Source organism: Ochrobactrum sp. Marseille-Q0166 (assembly GCF_014397025.1).
Classification (GTDB): Bacteria; Pseudomonadota; Alphaproteobacteria; order Rhizobiales; family Rhizobiaceae; genus Brucella.
Map to the genome: position 1 here is coordinate 1,612,482 of NZ_JACJUO010000001.1, position 16,044 is coordinate 1,628,525.

Genomic DNA, 16,044 nt, shown 5'->3' on the forward strand with positions numbered 1-16,044 from the left:
GACACCTGTCATGCTTCTTCTTTGACGAAGCTAAGCGGCGTTTCAGGCCGAAATCAGTCCGCACGAACGACAAAGGCGTCGGTCGCTCCAGCCTTCCAAGCAGCGCGAAGCAGGTCGTCGTTATTGCCCTTTTCGGCATAAGCTGTCAGCTCGTAAACATCACCCTGCTCTGCCGGTATTTTTGTGCGTGTTATACGCGCGGAGCGAGGCAACGACCGTTCAAGCTTAACCACATCTTCCAGCGTATTAAACATTCCGATTTCGACATATTCGCGCTGGTCCTCCGAATCCCGACGCTTCCATGCGTCGGAAACAGCGCTTGCTGTCAGAATGCTGCCGTAGGTACGCTCTTGTGCATAGGCTGACACAGCCAAACGATCCGACGCATAGCCAAGTCCGCCAATACTCGCTGCAGTCGCAACACCGAAGCTGCCAGCCGGACGGTGTGAAGGCAGCGGAACATTTTGAGGCAACGATGATGTTTCACCATCACCATAAGCAGGGTTAACTTCAAATGGCGAATTTTGCGGAACCGGCATTGCAGCAATACCGGCCGGCATTGGTGTTGGCGCATTCATGGCCATCATCACGCCAGTGGCTGGTTGTCCTATTGGATCGCCATTACCGGGGCGATAGGATGCCATTAAATATTCATCGTCCTGACCATCAAGTGGCGCCCGGCCGATATATTCAACCTTCACGTCAGCGGTGCCATGATGCTGATAATCCAGCATTTCGGCAGCCTTCTGCGACAGGTCGATAACGCGATCGCGCTCAAACGGGCCGCGATCATTCACGCGCACGATGATGGAACTGCCGTTATAAGTATTCGTAACACGGGCATAACTCGGCAGCGGCATTGTAGGATGCGCGGCAGTTAGGTGCGTCATGTCGTAGATTTCGCCATTGGCAGTCAAACGCCCATGAAAAGCGCTGCCATACCAGGATGCACGACCTCTTGAGGCGTAATTCTTGTTTTCTTTCGGGTAATACCAGCGCCCTTTGACCTGATAAGGTTTACCAATCTGGTCGCGTCCACCACCACGCGGCAATGGCTTGCCCTGAACACTGGTCACCCGCGGACTGGCTTTAACGCCATATTTGGATTCTGCAAAATATTCTTTGGGGTGTTTTTTCTTCGAGGATTTCGGTTGAGGAGCGCTCGCACAACCCGCGAGAGCCACGGCTAATGCCATGAACGTCAACATTGCAGTCGATCCGTGTTTTTCACGCTTAATCGATAGCCCTAGGTTTCCAGCACGGTTTTGCCACCGGTTCGAACTCATACGCCACACGCCCGCAACTCTACACACGACCAGTCGATCGAAAATATCTTTTAGGAAACAGTGATGTCACCGAATTATTGACGGATCATTAATGAATTTGCAAATCTAATAATTGGGGCGATAAAGGTTAACAAATTTCAGCACATTTTTGCACGGAACTAAAATTTATCTAGCGCGTTGAATTTACAACATGAAGGAGAAACAAAATGTTCCGTGCGCTTATTCTTTGGCTTCTTGGTGTCCCTTTTATCGTGGTGCTGTTCATCTGGTACTTTTTCTTTTAATCCGGGAACAATCCTCGCTTAGAGCCGTTATTTATACGGCTCTTATGACCTCCGAGCCAGTCACCTAACGTCATAAACTGGGCCCGCTTTTATGAGAGCGGGCCATTTTTTTAAAAAATTCAGTTTAGAACGCAGCCTCATAAGTGGGGCGCGGTTTTTAAACAAAGATGTGTGTTTAGAAAAACTATACTGCTGATTTGATCCACTCTGATCGATACGCGCTCTATTCAGGCCTGAGAACTTCAATGGCCTTCCGATGGAGACGAAAGTGTGCAGGCGTCCAAGTGGAAAGCTCACCGTCAGTATTCACCGGACGTGGTTTCTTGGTGCGGATGATGACTTCCCTCGTGGGAAATGCACGCACATCATCCCATTTCGACTGCGTACCCTGTCGAAGACTAGGCAACAGCCTTAACAGCTCCCACCAGTGATCGACTTCAAGGCTAAAAACGCCCAGCTTTCCATCATCAATGCCTGCATCTTTTGGGACGCCCACCCCACCGCCATAAAACTTGCCATTACCGACAGACACCTGAAGAGTCTTTATCTTTTCTGTTACTCCATCATGTTCAAGATAGGCAGTGAAAAGCTCAGAACGCATTATAATACGGCTGGCAGCGATAGCATAACCCAGTTTACCCCATTTCTTTTTAGCGTCGGCACTCAGTTTTTGCGCAAGCTCCGCGCTAAAGCCGATACTGGCTACATTAAAATATAGATGGCCATTTACTTCACCCAAATCGATTGGAAGACGCGGATAATTTATTAATTGCGTTGCAGCCTCTGTAGGGTCAGCAGGAATACCAATCGTACGAGCAAAGTCATTCGCCGTCCCAAGTGGCAGAATAGCCAGTGGAAGCTTCGTATCAACAAGACCTTGCGCGCTAGCATTCAGTGTCCCGTCACCTCCGCCCACGATAACCAGATCAACATCATTATTGCTGCGGATGACATCGGATATCGACTCATCTCCTTTTGCAGCTTTCTCCAAAAGCGAAATGCCGCCATTTTCAAGTATTGCGCGCATGTCTGCGCTAAACCCTTTGCCATTGCGAGCCTTCGGATTAACAATCAGCAATGCTCGGCGCTTTGAAGCTATGGCCATAAATTACCCATTGAATATTCAAGTTGGATTATCGAACACCGGAAATGGCGATGCATTTCAGGATATCAATGGTAAGCCCGATGAAATCTTCTTACGCCTTTTAATGATTACTCGGCATTGAAAGCCGGTCAGATGTGAAAGCACATCAAATTTCTATATCTTAGCATACCGATGCGGTGATAGGTTATACGCGCAAGCAGCGGGTATGATGTAGTGGTAGCTTGCCAGCTTCCCAAGCTGGATGTGCGGGTTCGATTCCCGCTACCCGCTCCAGTTTAATGGAATCCGATTGGACGGAGATAGGTATGCATCGTTTAGCAATCACACTCGTCACGCTAACATTTTGTATAACAGCCAGTATATCGGAAGCGGCGCTTGCGCCAAATTATCAGCGCGCAAAGGAGCTCAGTGCTGTTATAGAAGCCGCTGCGCAATCAATGCCACAGCATCCAATCGATAAAATCATTTATCAAAAAGACGACCAATACCAGGTGATTGCAGGCCCCTGCACCATCAGAGCCACAATCGTTTCAAAGCCTATGAAAAACGGAATGGTTGGTCCACGCCAATTTGATGTGAAGCTCGGGAAGGCTCGCTGTCGATAATATTTCACACTATTATTAATCAGCAATTACTTGCATTCATCGCGGTTTTTGGCTTCATGGATTTATTGACTTTAAATCTCATGTTTGGAGAAACTCGTGGCAGAAAACAGCTCGCTCAATAAATATCAACCGTACGCCTTCGGCATTCTTCGTATCGTGACGGCGTTGCTATATTTTGAACATGGCACACAAAAGGCTTTTAGCTTTCCGATTGCCGGCCCTGATAGCCTCTCGGCGTTGCAGCTTGCCTCAGCCTTACTGGAAATCATTGGCGGCGCGCTCATTTTCTTTGGCTGGTTTACAAGACCCGTTGCCTTCATCCTTTCGGGCCACATGGCATTCGCCTATTTCATGGCGCACGCCCCAAAAAGCTTCTTTCCAATTGCCAACGGTGGTGACGCCTCAATCCTTTTCTGCTTTGTATTTTTGACACTCGTAACAACGGGTGCAGGAGCATTTTCGATCGACAACCGCAATCGCTGATCGAAATAATGTCATTAAACTAACCTGTCTGATAGGTTCAGATCACATACAGTTTTCTTGTATGTGATCTGAACAAGGCAGATGATCAAAAAATGAAAATACTTTTGATCGCCTTGGCCATTGCCGCCTTTCTAGTAATTAGCTGTTTTTTGCAGACGCATTTTGGTGCATGGCAATAAGAGATAAAGCGTCGCTTATCCTTGATTGATAGTTTTACAGCCTTACCTAGAGATTGTTACAATTAAGGAGTTATTCATGCGTACCATGCTTGCCGCCGCCTTCCTAACAGCAACATCTGTCAGCGCCTTTGCCACCGCCCCGGAAGGCGCAAAACTCTCAGACATTATTGCCAAAATCGAACAGACTGCCGATTTGCAATACATAGATGAAGTCGATTGGAATGATCGCGGCTACTATGAAATCGAATATTTTCTGAAGAATGGTGCGAAGGTGGAAATCAAAATCGATCCCAAGACCGGCGAATCTATCCGATAAATCGATTCCGTGAGAAACGGCACTCTGGTTCGGAGTGCCGTTTTTTTATTTTTCTGGCTTCAAATTTGAGTTTTATAACAGCCAAATTGCTCTTGACTGTGCACCTTTTCCACAAAGCGACCCTTAAATTAGAATTATCCGAACTTTTTTATGGTCTTACGCATAGAAACGATTGACGCTGAACGTCATCCCGCATAAATGAGCATCGTTCCTAGTCGAAAGACATAAGAACAATGCGCGGGTGTAGCTCAGTTGGTTAGAGTGCCGGCCTGTCACGCCGGAGGTCGCGGGTTCGAGCCCCGTCACTCGCGCCATTCCTCTCGAAGGAATGAATTGTGGTAAATACTTCATCATAGATAATTTGGATAAACTTGTCGTTTCAAAGCACTTAGATCAATGAGTATTTAATCTCCAAATAATAGACCAATATTTATTCCCGCAACCTAAATATGTTATATGGTTTTTTATCAAGTCATTAGATTTAATTGTACTGTTGATCACTGTATTGTTTATTACAAATTACTATAGATAAGAAAAATACCGAAAAACCTATTTCCAATAACTTTTTGACGCACGGTGCGGGCTTCCCGCTCAAAAGTAGAAGGCTTCGGTTATATAAATCTGACAGGGTAAGGCTGTCCAGCTACCGCACAGTCACATCACGTGGAACGTAAATGGTGAATATCTGCGTGGGTTCATTCACTGGCCAATACTGGATTTCGACACCTTCGACTGTCGTGTCGATAATGGCGTCCCAAAAGATCCGGATGCCAGCCTGTTCTTGTCCGTCTGCTCCAATAATTTTATTCGGCACTGCATTGAAGTTGACAAGTTGCGACTGATAATCTGGCTGTCCATTTGGGACTAAGACTGGAGGATTGGTTTCATAAGCAGTCGGATCAAAGATACCGTTGCCAACTTCCTGCCAAGAGATAGAGACATCGCGAACGCTGTCACTCCCCATCGCTCCAAGAGACTTGGAATGGATCTGCATCCTGATTGTGCGATTGTAACGGGCAGAAACCCACTGCACCCATTGCCCGACCTGAAGTGAAAGAAACTTCGGACGTATCGTGAAGCCGCCATTCGGCTGATAGCGCGATGCACGGATTGCAATGTCTGCCAGCCGGTCGCCCACACGAGGGTCGGTGACAGCGGTATAATCAACTTTTGACGCCAGACGCTCCCGATCTTCAGCCAGAGCCACTGCATCAATACGCGTGGTGAGTGAAGTCGTCTCATAGAACAAATCGGGGCTGACATAGGAAGCCGCAACTGTGTTCACCAATTCTGTACGGGTACGTGAAAACGAAACCTGAAACGACTTTTCCCATGCAATGTCATCATCGGTGATCGTCGCAACAATAGCCTGATTTGCACCAACGAGCGGGTATTCGCCTGTTACACCTTCAATCCATGACCCGGCACACGCTTCGCGTAACGGTGTCATATTGGTTTCGTGCGTTACGCCATCGCCAGAGGAAGCGATCAATGCAGCTGTGTAGCGCTTGCTGCCGTCTGGCATGGTTTCATCGCAGATATTCATTGCGGTGAACCATTCAGACAAAGGCAGACGACTTGCTGCCACGCCTCGCCCTACAATCTTTTCAGCGCCGTTAAACAAGCCGCGTTCAAGATTATACATCATGACGGCGTTGTTGTTGCTGAATTCCCATGTGCTTTGATCGTTCCAGCGATGCGAGCCAGAACCGCCGACCGAGCTATCCTTGCGAGGATCGTAAAGCGGTGCGCCACGCACCTCGAACATGAGGTTCGGAACAGATGTGAGATTGTCTACGTCTGTTATAGTCGTGACGATTGCATAGCAAAGGCCGGCGCCGCGATGCGCAGAAGTCCAGCGGCCTGCAGGATTGGCGTAAGCAATCAAAGCAGGATCGGCAGTCTGGTCTAGCGTACCGTGATAGAAGCGCACGAAGCACTGACCGCCGTTTTCTACACCAAGGATACGCTGCCCATAGATGCGGCCTTCGTCGCCCTGCTGATCGGGAGACAGTGATTTCCATTCACCATCCATCTGAAAGCGCAGCAGTTCAAGACAGCGAAAGTCAGACAGCTTGAACACGTCCTGGACAATATGATTGCCCTTGTCGAACGCGTTTCGGTAGACGTGATGGCCCATGGTGCCAAAGATACCGAGCCCGACCTCACGCACGAGGTTTTCGCCGTACTTGGTTTCCGTAGCCGATGCGGATGACTTCGGCGTCTGTTGGAAGATTGAAGTCAGGGCGTATTTAGCCGCAACCAGAAGTCCACCCAGCACGATATTCGCAAGAACCGTACCGCCGAACAGCCATGAACCAAGGCCGACAATGCCCGTCACAATAGAAACAGGGTCCGCCACCGCTGGCGAGGCCAGAAGCGCGAAGAATGCCACCAGAATGTAAATCATCAGGAAACCTTGAAAGCTCGCTCAGCCATCGTGCGTGGCAGGAAACGCAACCCGTCCTCGCCTTTCACAGCGAAGCCATATTCACAGAAGTAGCCGACCGTGTTCTGGTAAATGCCAACATCGCCGCGCCCCGCCATTGCAACCGGGATTTCGGCAAATCGATCAGCCAGAACAGCACCCAAGCTGTCATAGCCACGCTGTTTAATCAGACGATAAGCTCCGGCCGTGCTCTTGTATTTGCCACGAATATCCGCAGCCGGATCAACGCCAGTCATGGCTTCTATCGCGTCACAGGTGGTCAGGAGACAATCAGACTTCCCCCAAACCAAAGGCGTGTTTATGTGCGCCTCCGTGACTGCCACGAGGCGTTTTTCCCATTGCTGGTGCATATCTGTTGCCTTAGTTGGAAAGGGTGTGCTTATCTGCCATCGCACTCATGCGAAGTGGAGCCGCATCGATGGAATTCATTATCAAAGACATTACCAAATTCGATATTGAAAGCGGCATTATTGGCGGGAAAGTCGAATTCAACCTACCCGACGAAGCCGGTGACGTGGCAGTACATCAAGGCATTTCAATTGATCTGCGGATACAATCCCACGACGATTTAACGCTTTCGCAGATCGAAGAGCTTCTTCTGAAAAAAGCGATGGATCAATTACGCGCCGTTGTGTCCAATTACGCAGACACACCAGCACATGACCTTCGTGTGCAGTCAGAGCAGCTTTCATTGACGATATATCCTGATGAATAGGCTTATTGATAAGGCGTGATGTAGAAGTTCTCGCGCTTCACGGTTGAGGTGTATTCGAAGAACTTGTCACCCGGAGATATAAGCTGCTGATCTTCGTGCGAGGCGGTGCGGTACAGGCGCGAAGCCGATGAAGGAGAGGAAGTGGCGGCGGTTCATTTTGATATTCCTCGAATTGCCCCAGCTATCATCATCAACTGTGCTGTGGTGAGGCTTCTGATTTCCTCACCCTCGTCCCGCTGTGCAAGCTGTTCTGATTTGATCGACCATACGAATTCCGCGCCTTCGGCCTTTCCTATAAGACGTGTGCGCCGCTTGTAGCGGTCCTGACCAATCTCAATTTCAATGCCTGACGGTTGCATCACTACCTCTTTTCAAAAATCTACTGACCTAACCGTCACTGACCGTTATTAGATTTCACCGTTGCACTGACCGCCGGAATCAAGCGAACCTCCATAAAAACTATTTGGGGCTGCAAATGATTTTTCTTTCACATAACTACTTAGATAAACCTGTCGTTGAACAAATTGCTGTGAGTTTGGCCGACATATTCGGACGTGAAGGTGTATTCTACGACAGTTGGTCTATTCAGCCAGGGGAAGGCATCATTGACAAATTGAACAGTGGACTAGGAGAAACAACGCTGTTCTTTTTTTCGTTTCAGCAAATAGCCTCAAAAGCAAAATGGTAGAGTTGGAATGGCAAAATGCTTTAATTGCAAAAGCACAATCAAAGTTGCGCTTTATTCCAATCAGAATTGATCCCAGTCCTCTTCCACCCCTACTCATGCAGAGTTTTTACTTAGATCTTTATACAAATGGCCTCGATGTCGTTAAAAGACAGATTATTGATCTGGCAAAACGTAATGACAATTTCAAACCTCAGCACAGCAATTTTTCAAATATAATTTGCTCAATTCATTCGAGTAATAATATTCTTACCCTCAATTTTGAAGCAAAGTTTTACCTAGAGCCTGTTTGTGAATTTGCCATCTATTTTAAAAACAGCTTTGATGAATTTTCTTACACAGTCCCTAATGAGGCTATGTTTATTGACGGTACAAATCCAAACGTTGATACCTCATTAGGAAAACGAAATATCCTTGTTATTGGCAAGCACCAGTCCTTAGCGCCCAAATTTCCGTTTAAAGTTGTAGTCACGGCAAAAGATAAGTACATCATACATATTGATGGTATTCATCATAAAATTTCGCCTACTGAATGGATGTCTATCCCTATACTATCGTCGCCATTTTGAAACGTAATACTTATGGCATCAGTCGACATCTAAATGGGCCTGCCCACTTCACACTGCTTAATGCAAGTTATTGCCCCTGAGCGGCCAGTGTTGCTTCTACAGCCTCGAATGTGGCCTTGTTCCAAGCGACCGGCTGTCTCGGTTGGAGATACCCGCTCCCAAATGACAAAACACCGCTCAATGGCGGGGATGTAACAATTCGTGACCAGTGTAATTTTGTATTATCTGTGACTGTTTGAGACTGAGTGTTCCCCAGTGGCACAGCGGTGATACTGAACTTATTTTTCGGGTTGCGCCGGAAACCATCTCTGTCATATTGCGCAGCAAGCAGCACCTTTATTTTTGGTGAGAGGTGCGTCTATGCTGTTCGAATTTGCAACCCCTTCTGGTTATGTGTTCCGTGTGAAGCTGTCAATGTTCTTGCTGGCGGCTATATTTGCGATATTGCCGATATGATTGACATGAATAACCCCGCACTAGGCGGGGCTGAAACACGGTGGCCTACCACCATACGGTCAAGACCAGAACGGGCCATCGCAACCTGACGCCAGCAGCGAGGTCCAACGCAGATATACCGCTTTGAGCATCAAGGGTTGATCAGAAACAATCATATTAAGACCGCTATTTCTTTCGATCTACAAATGCTTGTCTGATAGCCGGAACCATCAGAGCGAATCCAAATACTGCCATTGCTGTGCCAAAAACTGCTGCGAACTGTGCATCATGACAATCATTACCTCCCGGACATTGTTGGTTAGCCACTGACCATCCGACGGCACCGACAAAACCGAATGCAATGAATAAGAGCAATCCACCGATTGCGGCGATAATCAGAATGATGCGCAAGTCTTTGCCTTTCAAAGAGGGCATCCATAGCCGATTTATTCACGTTTTTCCATGGCCTCGCAGAAGGCGCAAGTATAGACAACGTCTTTACGCCACCATTAACCAACTACGGCTATTTTCGCTGGCCGTCAGCTACTTGTGAAATGCTGGCCGCTACGTGCTGCTTAGTCCGCGTCCTGCTGAAAGGTTTTTTGGGGGATACCCATTACCAAGTTCAGTTACGGCATTTCACATTCTGTCCGAGTGGCAGGCTCGCAGCAGGATTTGAACCTACGACCTGTGAACCTAAGTCCAACGCTCTATCCAGCTGAGCTATGCGAGCCTGTTTATCCACTCGAATTGAGAACCGCCGCGTACCTTGCGCTATCTGGATGCAAAGCAGTGGCGACGGGTGTTATTCGAAATCCAGCTCAGAGGCGCATCGTTGAGAGGCGTGGCTGGATAGTATGGTCACCTTTGATATGAGAAGGTGACGTAGACGTTTATTAAAATTATAAGCAGAGCCAATACCGCCAAGAAGGCACGTCCTGACACTGCTGTTCACAGGGGTTCGCACTGTCTTGTCGTCCCATCTGACAGGTGAGTGCGTATGATTGTCCGATATTTCCAGCGGTTGCTGCGATAATAACCAAGCCAAATAGAGCTTTTTTCATGGTATCCTCCTTTTAGGATACCCTAATTTAAAGTTAGAATTTCAAGATAAATAAATTCCAATTTATGGCGATCATTAAATATTATGATGCTGATACTGCGTCGTCTGCGCTGGCCGTCAGCAACTTGCGAGGATCGGCGCTTAATACGCTCGATGTGCGAAACGCCGTCGCATTCCGTTGAGGCGTTAAACCTCATTCTCAAACCATCGCTTGTGCATTCGGCGAAGAAAATCTGTGGTTACTGAAAATCCCGAAGCATCCCCAATCACCGCATCAATCCCACAGCGAGGACATATGGCTGTATCGTCTTCGTCAGTCCATTCCGCAACTTCTTCTGGACTGTATATTTCAAGACAATAGAAACAACCGCTCTTTTCGCTGACGGCTAGCTCTGACCGATTATGAATGCATCGCTTATGTGCTTCGATAATATCCAATATCGCACCAAACTTTACCGTCAACATCTCATTAAAAAAGCGGCCCGTAAGCCGTTGCAAAACTACTTTGGATGCAACTCTGCACCTTAAAATCTGATGTCATTTATTCGCTGATTTGCTTTTTCTGTCAAGCATGAAATGTCTGTGAAGAACATTGCACACAAGTCTCGTTGAAGTTATCAGATGTGCGAGTTCTTGATCCTCGATTATAACGTATTGAAGGCCCGCCCAAAGGTTCTCTGATCGTTCTTCTGACTGCGCTTCGTGAATTGCGTTTTGGGCTTTTTTTATACGACTCTTTTACTCGTATGCACCAATCTGTGTGTGCTTCTGGGTCTGATGCATTAACTCCGCCTATTGCTTCATAATGCGCACCAGGGGAGCCGATAGCTTTCTGGTACGAGTTATATAAATCAAGATATCGGATTGCGGCCTCGTACTGATCTTGGCTGATCCCTTCCCCTCTGCCAGCCATAGCCAGACGGCCAAGATATGAGCCTGTGCGTGGATCGCGCGCCATGTTTGCCGGTACTCCATAATGTCTAATGCGCGCTTCTGTAGCCACCTTTGCTGGATCCTCCTTTAGACGGGATGCGCGCCCATTTGGTTCCCTCAACACCCCTTCCTTCTTCGGCCTTCCCCTTCCTCGTTTTGCTCTCAGCTTTTCCGCCTTGCTGTACGCCGCCATAGTGTTTCCTCATCGCCTGGGGTTATTGAATGCTTTTGCGCTTCAATGACGGTCGCTTGCCTTCTACATCGTCATTGATATGTCCTGTTAGGTCATCTCCAAGAATGTGATCGATATATTCGGGGCTGACTGTGACCTGCATCTGATACACACGATCAGACGGCGCATGTTCTGAGACTGTGATAATCGTCACAGGCTCATCAGAAGCGAATGTGACAAAACCGTTTTCATCCATTTCTACGAGTATGCGGTTCATCGCCCTCTCCTATGCCGCTTTCCGAATTGCTATTGCTTCCTTTGCGGAAATGCCGCCAGCGAGACACTTGCGCACGAAGACGTGAGCAAGTTCGCGATTTTCAAATCGGAAGTGCTTGAGTGAATTTAGAATTGTTGCGTGGTCACGTTCGCCCATCAGATGACCGATGCGTGGCAGTGAAAGGTCTTCTCGTTCAGCCCACACAGCTAATATTGCAAAATGTCTGACTGCTGAGACTTCATAAGTCTTGCCGCGTCCGATGATGCAGCGCGTCGAGAAATTCGATTGCTCACAGACTTCATCAACGATTTCTCGCCATGAACGGCGTGTTTCGACAGGCGCCTCTTTCCCCATCAGTGCATAAGCCGCTGCTATTGCAGCCTCTTTGTTTGCCTGTGCTTCTGCGGCAGCGGATTCCAGCTTTGCTAGATATTCCGCTTCGGCCTTTGCCTTGGCTTCTACCCTAGCTTGCTCAATTGCTTTATCCTGTGCGGCCTTCGCTGCTCGTTCTTCCTCGGTCTGACTGCTTACCAAAAGGAGTTGAGCTGCCTTTGCCGCTTCCTGTCTACGCTTGATACCTGCTTCCACATGGCTTGATCGTGCGAAGAACATCACACAGCCTCCCCGCGAGCTTTGGCGAGGGCGGCATGGCGCATGCGATTAAACTTTGCATCTGAAATGCTGCCATCTCCGAAGGCTTCTGCTAACGCATAAAGCTCTGGCGCTGCGGCGATTAGGTGGGCGTCTTCTTTGGTAAGCAGCCAACGTCCATTTTGATGATCTTGCTTGTGACCCGTCCAATATCCGACAGCCCCGTAAGATTCAGATAACAGCCACCACTGAAAATCGCCCCCCTGATCGTATTGCGCTTCTTTTGCTTCCTAAGGACCCGGCGTAAACTCTGTATCAGCCATCATGCTGCCTTCCCTTCGTGTTGCGGAAATGAAGGTGTATCTGGCATCATCAGGAAGATTACCGCCCTGCATGTAAATCAGATCGAGGACAAGCCGATACGCGGCCTTAAGCTCGAACGACATGCCGATGGTGCCCTCAATGAAATCACGCGGGTATGGCTTCATGCACTCTTTCAACGACTTTGATGTAGCGGAAATGCTTGAACGAGCTGCCGTTATCGTGAAGCCGGGGCCGAGCACCGCACTGCAAGAAAGGGGGAGAGATGACGAACCTAACAACAGATGAACACATCGCTTTTACACCAGACACATTGGCTGAACGCTGGCAATGCAGCGCGCAACACATACGCGATCTGGTAAACAAGAAGAAAATCCCGTCATTCCGCGTCGGTCGATTGTACAGGATTCCTTATAGCGCTGTATTGGATTATGAATGCCCTACGAAATCAGACAGAAATTATTCAGAGGAAAATGGTACGCAGTCTGGCATGACGGCGTCGAAACAAAGCGTAGGAGCCTCCGCACCACAGATAGTGATGGGGCCGCACGCCGTTTAGAGGATTTTAAGAGGGACTTTAAAGCACCAGTTGGATCACTGGTAGGAGATATCGTTCGTGCATATTTGGATGCACGTCAGGGCAAGATAGCAGATCCTGCACGTTTAAGGTTTGCGTGGAAACAAGCCGAAAGTCATTTCGCGCATCTTCGCCCAGATCAAATTACGGAAGATATCTGCTCAGCATATGCTGAAACTCGGTACCTTGCCGGCAGAAAAGAAGCCACTGTGCTGAAGGAAATAAACGTTGTTCGTCAGGCTTTAAACTGGCATGGCGCTAGCGGAGCAAAGTTTGAAGCTCCTGCAGCCCCGCCACCACGTGATCGGCACCTAACAAAAGACGAATACAGAAAGTTACTTAGCGGATGCGCGACGCCGCACATGCAGCTTTTTTGCATCTTAGCTTTAACGACAGCAGCGCGGAAAAGTGCTATTTTGGAACTCACATGGGATAGAGTCGACTTCGATCGTAAGTTGATAAAGCTTGGTATTCCAGGAGATAAGAATCGCAAAGGTCGCGCTATCGTTCCTATGACTGAAAGCTCATTTAAAGCTTTGCAGGATGCTTATGCAGCTAGACAATCTCCTTATGTCGTAGAATACGGCGGAGATCGCGTCCTAGATATAAAGAAGGGGTTTGCTGCAGCGGTTCGTAGATCTGGATTAGTTGACGTTGTCCCTCACGACCTTCGTCACAGTGCCGCTGTATGGATGGCAGAGGCTGGCGTATCAATGGACGAAATTGCGCAGTACCTTGGACATTCGACGCCCGCTATTACATTTAAGGTCTATGCACGATTCTCGCCTGATTATCTGCGAAAGGCGGCATCTTCACTGGAGTTCTAGGTTCATTTGAACCTGTGATCGCCGCCTAAAATATCTCTAAGTCATTGATTTTATGGCGCACCCGACAGGATTCGAACCTGTGACCTCTGCCTTCGGAGGGCAGCACTCTATCCAGCTGAGCTACGGGTGCATCGCTGGGAGGTCTAAGACCTGAATTGAAGTGTTGATATCTGAACCACGTCTCGCCTTCAATGCCCTTTTTAGCCATCAACCAGCTATTTGGCTAAATAATCGGAAAAACTATTCATCGTTTGTTGGTACGAGCATTAAGAAGGAATGCTGGAAAACCCAAACCCCTTATCGCGGGAATGACACCATTTCGCCGTATAACTCTTTAAGCTTTGCTTTTACGGCCTTTGAGTTCTGGTAAATTTCTATAAACTTTTTTAAGCGCGCATCATCGCGTAACTCAGGGCGTGTAACAAACTGGAATGCATAGATCGGTTCATTTTCAAATATCAGCCCGGCTGAAGCCTCTAACCCTGCAAGTTTAGCGAATGTTGGATAGGTCGCCGCGGCATCAACATCATCCAAGGAACGTGCAATTTGCGGACCATCAAGCTGCACAATTTTCAGCGGCTTTTTCCATGTTGTCACATCTTCCAGGCTGGCGCGCTGATCGGTTCCAGATTTCAATTCAAGAAATCCGGCCTTTTGCAAAAGCAATAACGAGCGCCCCGTATTGATCACATCACCAGAAAAAGCAATTTGAGCATTGCCGGGGATGTCTTCAAGTTTCGCATATTTCTTAGAATATAGTCCGAAAGGAGTGCTGAAGGCAGGTGCGACCGGCACAAGTCCATTGCCTGTGTTGGCGTTGGTATAATTCAAATACGGAATATGCTGGAAAAGATTGGCATCTGCGGTCTTATCTGCGACCGCTGTATTTGGTGTGTTCCAGTCACTGAATTCGATCAGTTCGACATCCAGTCCCTGCTCTTTCGCCTCAGCAGCAGCTACTTCCGCTGCCTGATTTGATATGCTGGTGGCGAGCGCTATGCGCAGAGACTGTCTGTCTTCAGCATAGGGTGTTGCTGGAAGAAAACCACTTGCGAGAACCAAAGCTGAGATTGCCATGAAACGTCGGCGGTTCATGTGATTTTTGGCCGATGATGTTTTCCTGTTCATACCGGTATCCATAGCACGTTCTAAAAGTTGATAATTTTTATCGACTATAACTCTAACGAAACAAATTAAGAAGCTATTTCGGTATGGCACATCAATAATTTAGGGTGAACTTGATTGTGATCAATGATGCGCTAATTCGATGCTGTAGAGTCTTGAGTATGTCATCTACGGATGCGACGCTACTCAGCAGTTCGTCAAACTGTTCAGCAGATTACCAGCAAAAAGGATATATCCATGTCAAATACAGCCAAAGTCGCATTGGTAACAGGCGCAGCTCAGGGCATTGGTCGCGGTATCGCTCTGCGCCTTGCTAAGGATGGCTTTGATATTGCGCTGGTCGATCTGAAGGCGGACAAACTTGAATCCGTGAAGAAAGAAGTTGAAGCGCTTGGCCGCAAGGCTTCGACCTTTTCCGCTGATGTTAGCAAGCGTGATGATGTCTATGCCGCAATCGATCATGCTGAAAAAGAACTCGGCGGTTTTGATGTCATCGTCAACAATGCCGGTATTGCTCAGGTACAGCCGATTTCTGATGTAAAGCCGGAAGAAGTTGATCGTATCCTCAAAATCAACGTTGAAGGCGTTTTGTGGGGCATTCAAGCCGCAGCAGCCAAGTTCAAGGCGCGCGGCCAGAAAGGCAAGATTATCAACGCTTCCTCCATTGCAGGTCATGATGGTTTTGCAATGCTTGGTGTTTATTCTGCAACGAAGTTTGCCGTACGCGCTCTGACCCAGGCCGCAGCCAAGGAATATGCCAGTGCAGGAATTACTGTGAATGCTTACTGCCCGGGCATCGTCGGCACAGATATGTGGGTTGAGATTGATGAGCGTTTCTCGGAAATCACTGGCGCACCAAAGGGCGAAACCTACAAAAAATATGTCGAAGGCATTGCTCTTGGCCGCGCTCAGACACCGGAAGATGTTGCTTCGCTCGTATCGTTCCTGTCGAGTCCAGATTCAGATTACATCACCGGACAAGCGATCCTGACCGACGGTGGCATTGTTTACCGCTAAGCATATGACAAAAAGAAAGGCGGGAAATTC

General features: G+C 48.1%; 18 protein-coding genes and 4 tRNA genes. 10 read left to right on the plus strand and 12 right to left on the minus strand.

Annotation, left to right across the window (positions count from 1 at the left end; all coding sequences use genetic code 11):
• Window positions 1-53 precede the first annotated feature (53 nt).
• Together H5024_RS07655 and H5024_RS07660 are read right to left on the minus strand one after the other, a co-directional pair.
• Window positions 54-1,286, minus strand: a complete 1,233-nt coding sequence (locus H5024_RS07655) for a septal ring lytic transglycosylase RlpA family protein (RefSeq protein WP_187545037.1) — start codon at window positions 1,284-1,286, stop codon at window positions 54-56.
• Between the two features lie 507 nt (window positions 1,287-1,793).
• Window positions 1,794-2,675, minus strand: coding sequence for a lipid kinase (locus tag H5024_RS07660; RefSeq protein WP_187545039.1), 882 nt, complete (start codon window positions 2,673-2,675; stop codon window positions 1,794-1,796).
• A 199-nt stretch (window positions 2,676-2,874) separates the two neighbouring features.
• Here H5024_RS07660 and H5024_RS07665 point away from each other — a divergent pair.
• The 5 genes from H5024_RS07665 to H5024_RS07685 all read left to right on the plus strand — a co-directional run bounded on the left by H5024_RS07665 (window position 2,875) and on the right by H5024_RS07685 (window position 4,572).
• Window positions 2,875-2,948, plus strand: a tRNA-Gly gene (locus tag H5024_RS07665).
• A 32-nt stretch (window positions 2,949-2,980) separates the two neighbouring features.
• Window positions 2,981-3,280, plus strand: a complete 300-nt coding sequence (locus H5024_RS07670; protein ID WP_187545040.1) for a hypothetical protein — start codon at window positions 2,981-2,983, stop codon at window positions 3,278-3,280.
• A gap of 96 nt (window positions 3,281-3,376) precedes the next feature.
• Complete coding sequence (locus H5024_RS07675) at window positions 3,377-3,763, plus strand: DoxX family protein (RefSeq protein ID WP_187545042.1); 387 nt, start codon at window positions 3,377-3,379, stop codon at window positions 3,761-3,763.
• A gap of 255 nt (window positions 3,764-4,018) precedes the next feature.
• Window positions 4,019-4,258 (plus strand): PepSY domain-containing protein, encoded by a 240-nt coding sequence (locus H5024_RS07680; protein WP_187545044.1) that lies wholly within the window; start codon window positions 4,019-4,021, stop codon window positions 4,256-4,258.
• A 237-nt stretch (window positions 4,259-4,495) separates the two neighbouring features.
• Window positions 4,496-4,572, plus strand: a tRNA-Asp gene (locus H5024_RS07685).
• A 329-nt stretch (window positions 4,573-4,901) separates the two neighbouring features.
• Here the strand turns inward: H5024_RS07685 and H5024_RS07690 are convergent.
• Window positions 4,902-6,668, minus strand: a complete 1,767-nt coding sequence (locus tag H5024_RS07690; protein WP_187545046.1) for a phage tail protein — start codon at window positions 6,666-6,668, stop codon at window positions 4,902-4,904.
• Entirely contained in the window at window positions 6,668-7,057 is a 390-nt protein-coding gene (locus H5024_RS07695; RefSeq protein WP_187545049.1) for a hypothetical protein, read from the minus strand. Before H5024_RS07695 ends, H5024_RS07690 begins: the two co-directional genes overlap by 1 nt.
• 68 nt (window positions 7,058-7,125) lie before the next feature.
• Here H5024_RS07695 and H5024_RS07700 point away from each other — a divergent pair, with 68 nt between their 5' ends.
• Window positions 7,126-7,422 (plus strand): hypothetical protein, encoded by a 297-nt coding sequence (locus H5024_RS07700; RefSeq protein WP_187545051.1) that lies wholly within the window; start codon window positions 7,126-7,128, stop codon window positions 7,420-7,422.
• Window positions 7,423-7,574: 152 nt separating this feature from the next.
• Here the strand turns inward: H5024_RS07700 and H5024_RS07705 are convergent, their stop codons facing one another.
• On the minus strand, window positions 7,575-7,781 hold the full coding sequence (locus tag H5024_RS07705) for a hypothetical protein (RefSeq protein ID WP_187545053.1): 207 nt from the start codon (window positions 7,779-7,781) through the stop codon (window positions 7,575-7,577).
• A 116-nt stretch (window positions 7,782-7,897) separates the two neighbouring features.
• On the opposite strand from H5024_RS07705, the gene H5024_RS21135 reads away from it, so the two are divergent.
• On the plus strand, window positions 7,898-8,110 hold the full coding sequence (locus tag H5024_RS21135) for a TIR domain-containing protein (RefSeq protein WP_210309605.1): 213 nt from the start codon (window positions 7,898-7,900) through the stop codon (window positions 8,108-8,110).
• Window positions 8,035-8,676, plus strand: coding sequence for a toll/interleukin-1 receptor domain-containing protein (locus H5024_RS07710; protein ID WP_348770686.1), 642 nt, complete (start codon window positions 8,035-8,037; stop codon window positions 8,674-8,676). Before H5024_RS21135 ends, H5024_RS07710 begins: the two co-directional genes overlap by 76 nt.
• Window positions 8,677-9,297: 621 nt before the next feature.
• Here H5024_RS07710 and H5024_RS07715 read toward each other — a convergent pair.
• From H5024_RS07715 to H5024_RS07735, 5 genes are all read right to left on the minus strand, one after another.
• The gene (locus H5024_RS07715) at window positions 9,298-9,537 is read right to left on the minus strand and encodes a hypothetical protein (RefSeq protein WP_187545055.1); all 240 of its coding nucleotides are present in this window, start codon (window positions 9,535-9,537) and stop codon (window positions 9,298-9,300) included.
• Window positions 9,538-9,771: 234 nt separating this feature from the next.
• Window positions 9,772-9,844: transfer RNA gene (locus H5024_RS07720), tRNA-Leu, on the minus strand.
• Window positions 9,845-11,322: 1,478 nt separating this feature from the next.
• On the minus strand, window positions 11,323-11,556 hold the full coding sequence (locus H5024_RS07725) for a hypothetical protein (protein ID WP_187545058.1): 234 nt from the start codon (window positions 11,554-11,556) through the stop codon (window positions 11,323-11,325).
• A gap of 9 nt (window positions 11,557-11,565) precedes the next feature.
• Window positions 11,566-12,168, minus strand: a complete 603-nt coding sequence (locus H5024_RS07730; RefSeq protein WP_187545060.1) for a helix-turn-helix domain-containing protein — start codon at window positions 12,166-12,168, stop codon at window positions 11,566-11,568.
• A gap of 269 nt (window positions 12,169-12,437) precedes the next feature.
• Window positions 12,438-12,635, minus strand: coding sequence for a hypothetical protein (locus H5024_RS07735; RefSeq protein ID WP_187545062.1), 198 nt, complete (start codon window positions 12,633-12,635; stop codon window positions 12,438-12,440).
• A gap of 268 nt (window positions 12,636-12,903) precedes the next feature.
• On the opposite strand from H5024_RS07735, the gene H5024_RS07745 reads away from it, so the two are divergent.
• Window positions 12,904-13,872 carry a site-specific integrase gene (locus tag H5024_RS07745; RefSeq protein WP_247875221.1) on the plus strand — a complete coding sequence of 323 codons (969 nt, stop codon included), beginning with the start codon at window positions 12,904-12,906 and terminating at the stop codon, window positions 13,870-13,872.
• Window positions 13,873-13,925: 53 nt separating this feature from the next.
• Here H5024_RS07745 and H5024_RS07750 read toward each other — a convergent pair.
• Together H5024_RS07750 and H5024_RS07755 are read right to left on the minus strand one after the other, a co-directional pair.
• Window positions 13,926-14,002 (minus strand) — tRNA-Arg (locus H5024_RS07750).
• Between the two features lie 167 nt (window positions 14,003-14,169).
• Entirely contained in the window at window positions 14,170-15,012 is an 843-nt protein-coding gene (locus H5024_RS07755) for a MetQ/NlpA family ABC transporter substrate-binding protein (protein WP_187545070.1), read from the minus strand.
• A gap of 222 nt (window positions 15,013-15,234) precedes the next feature.
• On the opposite strand from H5024_RS07755, the gene H5024_RS07760 reads away from it, so the two are divergent.
• Window positions 15,235-16,014 carry an acetoin reductase gene (locus tag H5024_RS07760; RefSeq protein ID WP_187545072.1) on the plus strand — a complete coding sequence of 260 codons (780 nt, stop codon included), beginning with the start codon at window positions 15,235-15,237 and terminating at the stop codon, window positions 16,012-16,014.
• Window positions 16,015-16,044 lie beyond the last annotated feature (30 nt).

Excerpts from the sequence above, each read along its gene's own strand:
- H5024_RS07730 (WP_187545060.1), bottom strand. The coding sequence starts at position 12,168 with ATGTTCTTCGCACGATCAAGCCATGTGGAAGCAGGTATCAAGCGTAGA.
- H5024_RS07655 (WP_187545037.1), bottom strand. The coding sequence starts at position 1,286 with ATGAGTTCGAACCGGTGGCAAAACCGTGCTGGAAACCTAGGGCTATCG.
- H5024_RS07755 (WP_187545070.1), bottom strand. The coding sequence starts at position 15,012 with ATGGATACCGGTATGAACAGGAAAACATCATCGGCCAAAAATCACATG.
- H5024_RS21135 (WP_210309605.1), top strand. The coding sequence starts at position 7,898 with ATGATTTTTCTTTCACATAACTACTTAGATAAACCTGTCGTTGAACAA.
- H5024_RS07670 (WP_187545040.1), top strand. The coding sequence starts at position 2,981 with ATGCATCGTTTAGCAATCACACTCGTCACGCTAACATTTTGTATAACA.
- H5024_RS07725 (WP_187545058.1), bottom strand. The coding sequence starts at position 11,556 with ATGAACCGCATACTCGTAGAAATGGATGAAAACGGTTTTGTCACATTC.
- H5024_RS07745 (WP_247875221.1), top strand. The coding sequence starts at position 12,904 with ATGCCCTACGAAATCAGACAGAAATTATTCAGAGGAAAATGGTACGCA.
- H5024_RS07660 (WP_187545039.1), bottom strand. The coding sequence starts at position 2,675 with ATGGCCATAGCTTCAAAGCGCCGAGCATTGCTGATTGTTAATCCGAAG.
- H5024_RS07680 (WP_187545044.1), top strand. The coding sequence starts at position 4,019 with ATGCGTACCATGCTTGCCGCCGCCTTCCTAACAGCAACATCTGTCAGC.
- H5024_RS07735 (WP_187545062.1), bottom strand. The coding sequence starts at position 12,635 with ATGAAGCCATACCCGCGTGATTTCATTGAGGGCACCATCGGCATGTCG.
- H5024_RS07705 (WP_187545053.1), bottom strand. The coding sequence starts at position 7,781 with ATGCAACCGTCAGGCATTGAAATTGAGATTGGTCAGGACCGCTACAAG.
- H5024_RS07760 (WP_187545072.1), top strand. The coding sequence starts at position 15,235 with ATGTCAAATACAGCCAAAGTCGCATTGGTAACAGGCGCAGCTCAGGGC.
- H5024_RS07690 (WP_187545046.1), bottom strand. The coding sequence starts at position 6,668 with ATGATTTACATTCTGGTGGCATTCTTCGCGCTTCTGGCCTCGCCAGCG.
- H5024_RS07695 (WP_187545049.1), bottom strand. The coding sequence starts at position 7,057 with ATGCACCAGCAATGGGAAAAACGCCTCGTGGCAGTCACGGAGGCGCAC.
- H5024_RS07700 (WP_187545051.1), top strand. The coding sequence starts at position 7,126 with ATGGAATTCATTATCAAAGACATTACCAAATTCGATATTGAAAGCGGC.